Raw genomic sequence first — 4951 nt, 5'->3', positions numbered from 1 at the left:
GCTTTCCCATTCCTCGATATCCGAGGCATGGTTGCCGCGTTCGATTGCTGTGGCTGCGTCAGCGATATCACTGTCCCTGATAAGCGGTACTGCTACCCGCAGCGCCAAGGTTTCCAATGCCGCTCGCATCCTTGTGATTTCTACGAGGGACGCTTCGTCGAGATGCGCAACTCTGACGCCCTTGCGGGGCTCGCTGAGCACGAGCCCCTGTGATTCGAGCCGACGAAATGCTTCACGTACAGGTACATGACTGATGTTGAACTCGTGTGCGAAGGTGTCTTGGCGCAACCGCTCGCCGGGCTTCAACACACCCTTGATGATGCGATCCGCCAATACCTTTGCAATCCGTTCTTGCAAAGTCATATCTGTTGTTTCGTCCACCATAAGCTCACGAGGAATCAATCAAGACGACAGTTCAAAATTGCGTGCACCCCGTCGCCTGAGTGCAACCCCAATGCATCAAACCAGCAACACTACCCCACGGAGGCGGCGGTAATGTACCGTCATTTTACACATGGAGGCAGTCCGCCCCTTTGGTGGACTGCCGAAACGTTCGCCAATCCTAGGAACGACTTCGCTAGTATTTCCCACGAACGAAGCGCAGCTCGGGCAGGTGTAACGGAATCCCCGTAGTTGGGGCGACCGAATCCGTTCAGCGGCAGGGCCACACAGCGGGCAATTGGCTGGCTCTGGAAGCATGGCTGCTGCAGTACTTGGTCTTGCCGGAAAGGACAAGGTGATCCTTCTGAGGCGACCGACCTCCTCTGCCATACCTTAAGTTTCGATGTAGAGGGCACGCTATTGCACTTACGCGGTTTTGCGCCCCCCGTCCTGCAATCATCGGCGTTTCCTTGTCCCTCAGTTCGCACGCGTCGGCCAGCGGGATTTTCCCGTCCGCCGCCAGTAGTACCGAATTCTTCATTGGCGCCTGGATCATTTCGTCGGCAATGGCACCGTGGTCGGACGAAGCCATGCTGGATGCGGTGCGCGCCTATGCGCTGGAGCAGGTGCGCGCGCAGGCGCACCTGGGGTGGTGATCATCGACGACACCAGATTCCCGAGAAAAGGCCAGCATTCCGTTGGCATGGCAAGGCAGTAGCCTGGGCGATTGGGCAAGCAGGCGATATCGCCCAGACCACCCTGAACTGGGAAACGCTCCCGCGTTCACGGGCGTTTGGCGCGAGCCCGGCCGCCAACATCGTCGCCGGGCATTGCCGCAATCATGTCTGCATAGACGTTTCCGCCGGCCGAAATATGGCGAATCATGGCCTGCGCGGCGCCGTCTTCGTCGCCACGCAGCACGGCATCGAGGACGGCCCGATGCTCTTCAAGCGACGCGCGGACCCGGCTGGGCTGCTCGAAGCGGAAATCACGCATACCGCGCATACGCGCACGCATGGTGCGGATCTGGCGACTCAGGATGTCATTTCGGCTGCCGTCGTACAAGATACCGTGGAAGGTGTCGTTGGCAATGCGGTACTGTTCAGCATCGCCACTCTGGGCGGCGGCTTCGCCGTCCTCGAATGCTTCGCGCAAAGCCTGGCGCTCCTCCAGCGACATTCGCCGGGCGGCAAGTTGGGTCGCCAGGGCCTCTAGCTGCACAAGTATTTCACTGAACGCGACATACTCGCGCAAGGTAATGGACGACACGACGGCCCCCTGCCGGGGCACAAGTGTCACGAGGCCGGCCGCGGCAAGGTGGATCAGGGCCTCGCGCGCCGGCGTGCGCGATACGTCGAACCGCTCCACGAGTTGCTGCTCGTCGATCTGTGCGCCACCAGGCAGCTTTCCCGACAGGATTTCCTCCTCCAGGGCGAAGCGGATGGCTTCTGACCGGCTCATTTTTTCTTCCGACATTGCAGCTTGCGTATATGGAGATGCGCAATTCTACCGCCCTGGACGGCCCCACAGGAGAACTGCGCATACGCAAATGGCCACTCTGCCCTCCTTCAGTCGAGCTTGGCGCCGGACTGCTCCACCAACTGCTTGGTCTTTGCGCCTTCGGCAATCGCCCACTGCCTGAACTCCTGCGGCGATGCCGAGGCTAGCGCCTCATTGCCTTGCGCTGCAAGCTTGCTGACAACCTCCGGGTCGCCCAAGGCTTTCTGGCTGGCCACAAACAGTTTCTGCACAACGGCAGGAGGAAGGCCTGCCGGCCCGAACAGCCCGAACCAGAATGTCAGGTCGTAGCCCTTGAGGCCGCCTTCCGCAACCGACGGCAGCTTCGGCAGCAACGGCGATCGCTTCTCCGAGGTCACCGCGAGCGCCTGGAGCTTGCCGGCCTCTACCATCGGCAGCACGGATGGCGGTGTGCCGAATATCAATTGCGCGTCGCCTGAGATCACCGCGGTGACGGCGGGCGCGCCGCCCTTGAACGGCACGTGTTCCATCCGCGTGCCGCTGAGCTTGTTGAAATAGACGCCGGCCATATGCGGCGCGCCGCCACTGCCCGACGATGCATAGAAGAACTTGCCGGGATTCTGCCTGGCCTTGGCCACGAGATCCTGCACTGTTTTCACACCCAGATCCTTGTTCACGGTCAGCACCATGGGCGCGATGGTCCACCGCGAAATGGCGGTGAAGTCCTTCTGGCCGTCGTAGCGGATGTTCCTGTAGAGGACGCGGTCAGAGCCGAAGATGTTCGCGCTGCCCATGAACAGCGTATAGCCGTCCGGCTCGGCACGCGCACCGGCCTCGGCCGCGATGGTGGTGCCGGCACCCGGCTTGTTGTCGATGACAATGGTCTGGCCCAACTCGCGCGACATGCGCTCGGCCACCACGCGGGCCACGGCATCGGCGCCGCCCCCCGGTGGAAAGCCCACGATCAGCCGGATAGGCTTGCTGGGGTAGGTGCCTTGCGCCCAGGCAAGCGACACCGGCGCGGCCAGTAGTACGGCTACGGCCGCGAAGCGTTTCGCGATACTCATCTTTGTCTCCGGATTTCTTATCATGGTAGTGGCGCAGGCAATGGCGGAGCCTGGGCTCGCCTATTGCCCGGTGAAGCGGGGCTTGCGTTTCTCCTTCCACGCCAACGCGCCCTCGCGGATGTCCGCCGATTGCACGGCACGCTGCATATCGGCAGCCAGGACCTGTACGTCCAGTACGGCGCGGGCAATATGGTTGAGGTGCTTCTTCATGCCGATCACCGCGAGCGGCGCCATATCGGCGATGGTGGCGCTCAGGCCATCCACGCGGTCTTCGAGTTGCTGCGCGTCGACCAGCGAGGTTAGGAATCCGCAGCGCGCCAGTTCCTCGGCATCGAGCGTCTCGGCCGTCAGGAACAACCGCTTGGCCGTGTCCAGGCCAAGGCGCGTGACATAGCGCTCCATGCCACGCTGATAAAAATGCAGGCCGAGGCGTGCCGCCGGCATGAACATCTCGGTCTGCCTGACCCCGATGCGGAAGTCGCAAGCCAGCGCGAGATCGGTGGCGCCGCCATAGACACCACCGTTGATCGCGGCGATGGTAACCGGCCGACAATCTTCCAGCGCGTTGACCAGTTCCTCGAAGCCAGAGCCGCTCTGGGCGCGCCGGGCATCCTGGCCACCCTGCCCGCCAGCCAGGCTGCCGATATCGAAGCCGCTGCAGAAGTACTTTCCCCTCCCACGAATGCGCAACACCAGAGCGTCGCCGGCGTTGACTGTCTCGATGTGGCGATGCAACTCTGCCAAGTCCTCGGGTCCCAGTCGATTGGCGACCTCTGGCCTCTGGAAGGTAATGGTGGCGATGCGCCCTGCCTGGGCAAGGGTCGGAAGGCCGGACGATTCGGTCATGGTCATGTCCTGAAAGATGGTTGCATTGCGGTTGTCGCGTTGCGCCGCGATGCCCGCTGGTGTCAGTCGAACTTGGCGCCGGCTTACTGTGCAAGGGCCTCAGCCCACTGCGTGTCTCGCGCTGAGCGGCCTGGGGCCTGATTCAAGGCCTACACTAACTGCGGCCCGAAGCCGGCTCATCTCGTGAAGACAGGCTTTATTGAGTAGCGGCGGATTCGAGCTGACGCGCGCGCAACGCGGCGTCGAACCGATCGAAGCGCGCGGCCGCGAACGCCGGGCGCTGCCGCACTTCGCGCCACCAGGTATGGACGCGGGGATGTGTGGCAGCGGCCAGTGCCTCGGGCGCAATTTCGTCGATGCGGGCGATAAAGGGTACGGCTGCGATATCGGCCAGCGAGTAGCGCTCGCCCACCAGCCACGGCGACCCTGCCAGCATCTCTTCCATCTTGTCGACCAGCATCAGCAGTTTGTGCAGGGCTGCCGCCTTCTCCTCGTCGGTATAGGGATTGCGGGCAATGCGGATCCACGCTTCCCGGCGCTCCGCGGTTGGGATCCGTGCGAGCCGCTCCTGGAGTTGCGCGTCGGTCCACTGGCCCGCACCGGGTTGCAGCGCGATGCTCCAGTTCAGGATCAGCAGGTTCGGCAAGGATTTTTCATCGGTCCAGCGCACGAAGTTACGCATCACGGCCAGATCGAACGGGTCGCTCGGCCGCAGGGGCGGCTCCGGATGAATGTCATCCAGGTACTCACAGATGGTCGAGCTCTCGTACAGAGACTTTCCTGGCGCGAGCAGCAGAGCGGGCACAACGCCGTTGGGATTCATTGCCAGGTATTCTGGTGAATGCTGCTCCTGCTTGCTCATATCGATGGGCACGCTTTCGTAGTCCACCCCTTTTTCCGCAAGACAGAGCCGCACCCGACGCGATGCGCTCGACAGCCAGCCGTGGAACAGTTTCATGGTCATTTCCATCATTTCCCTATCAAGGAATCAGCACTGCCGATCCCGTCGTGGCGCGGCTCTCGAGCTCTTCGTGCGCGCGCCGCACCTCGGTCAGCGCGTAGCGCCGGTTCACTTCAAGTTGCACGGCTGCGCCGCGCACCACGTCAAATAGAGCGTCGGCCCCGCGTCTCAAGTCGGCCGGCTCGCTGATGAACGTCCGCAGTGTTGGCCTGCACAC

General features: G+C 62.5%; 7 protein-coding genes. 1 reads left to right on the top strand and 6 read right to left on the bottom strand.

Annotated features, from left to right (window positions below):
• Positions 1-363: GntR family transcriptional regulator (locus tag AC1DO7_RS39350; protein ID WP_477117422.1), on the bottom strand; the 363-nt coding region annotated here is incomplete at its 3' end.
• A gap of 592 nt (positions 364-955) precedes the next feature.
• Here AC1DO7_RS39350 and AC1DO7_RS39345 point away from each other — a divergent pair.
• Entirely contained in the window at positions 956-1099 is a 144-nt protein-coding gene (locus tag AC1DO7_RS39345; protein ID WP_441620657.1) for a hypothetical protein, read from the top strand.
• 65 nt (positions 1100-1164) lie between these two features.
• Here the strand turns inward: AC1DO7_RS39345 and AC1DO7_RS39340 are convergent, their stop codons facing one another.
• The 5 genes from AC1DO7_RS39340 to AC1DO7_RS39320 all read right to left on the bottom strand — a co-directional run.
• Positions 1165-1857 carry a GntR family transcriptional regulator gene (locus tag AC1DO7_RS39340; protein WP_441620659.1) on the bottom strand — a complete coding sequence of 231 codons (693 nt, stop codon included), beginning with the start codon at positions 1855-1857 and terminating at the stop codon, positions 1165-1167.
• Between the two features lie 92 nt (positions 1858-1949).
• Positions 1950-2927 (bottom strand): Bug family tripartite tricarboxylate transporter substrate binding protein, encoded by a 978-nt coding sequence (locus AC1DO7_RS39335; protein ID WP_441620661.1) that lies wholly within the window; start codon positions 2925-2927, stop codon positions 1950-1952.
• A 60-nt stretch (positions 2928-2987) separates the two neighbouring features.
• Positions 2988-3773 carry an enoyl-CoA hydratase/isomerase family protein gene (locus AC1DO7_RS39330; RefSeq protein ID WP_441620663.1) on the bottom strand — a complete coding sequence of 262 codons (786 nt, stop codon included), beginning with the start codon at positions 3771-3773 and terminating at the stop codon, positions 2988-2990.
• Between the two features lie 196 nt (positions 3774-3969).
• Complete coding sequence (locus AC1DO7_RS39325; protein WP_441620665.1) at positions 3970-4731, bottom strand: glutathione S-transferase family protein; 762 nt, start codon at positions 4729-4731, stop codon at positions 3970-3972.
• Between the two features lie 22 nt (positions 4732-4753).
• Positions 4754-4951, bottom strand: a 198-nt coding sequence (locus AC1DO7_RS39320) for a zinc-binding dehydrogenase (RefSeq protein ID WP_477117421.1), incomplete at its 5' end; no start/stop codon positions are given.

It is taken from the genome of Cupriavidus sp. 05N40, assembly GCF_056397305.1.
The sequence above is the reverse complement of the archived record's forward strand: the minus strand, read 5'-3'. Positions and strand labels throughout refer to the sequence as shown.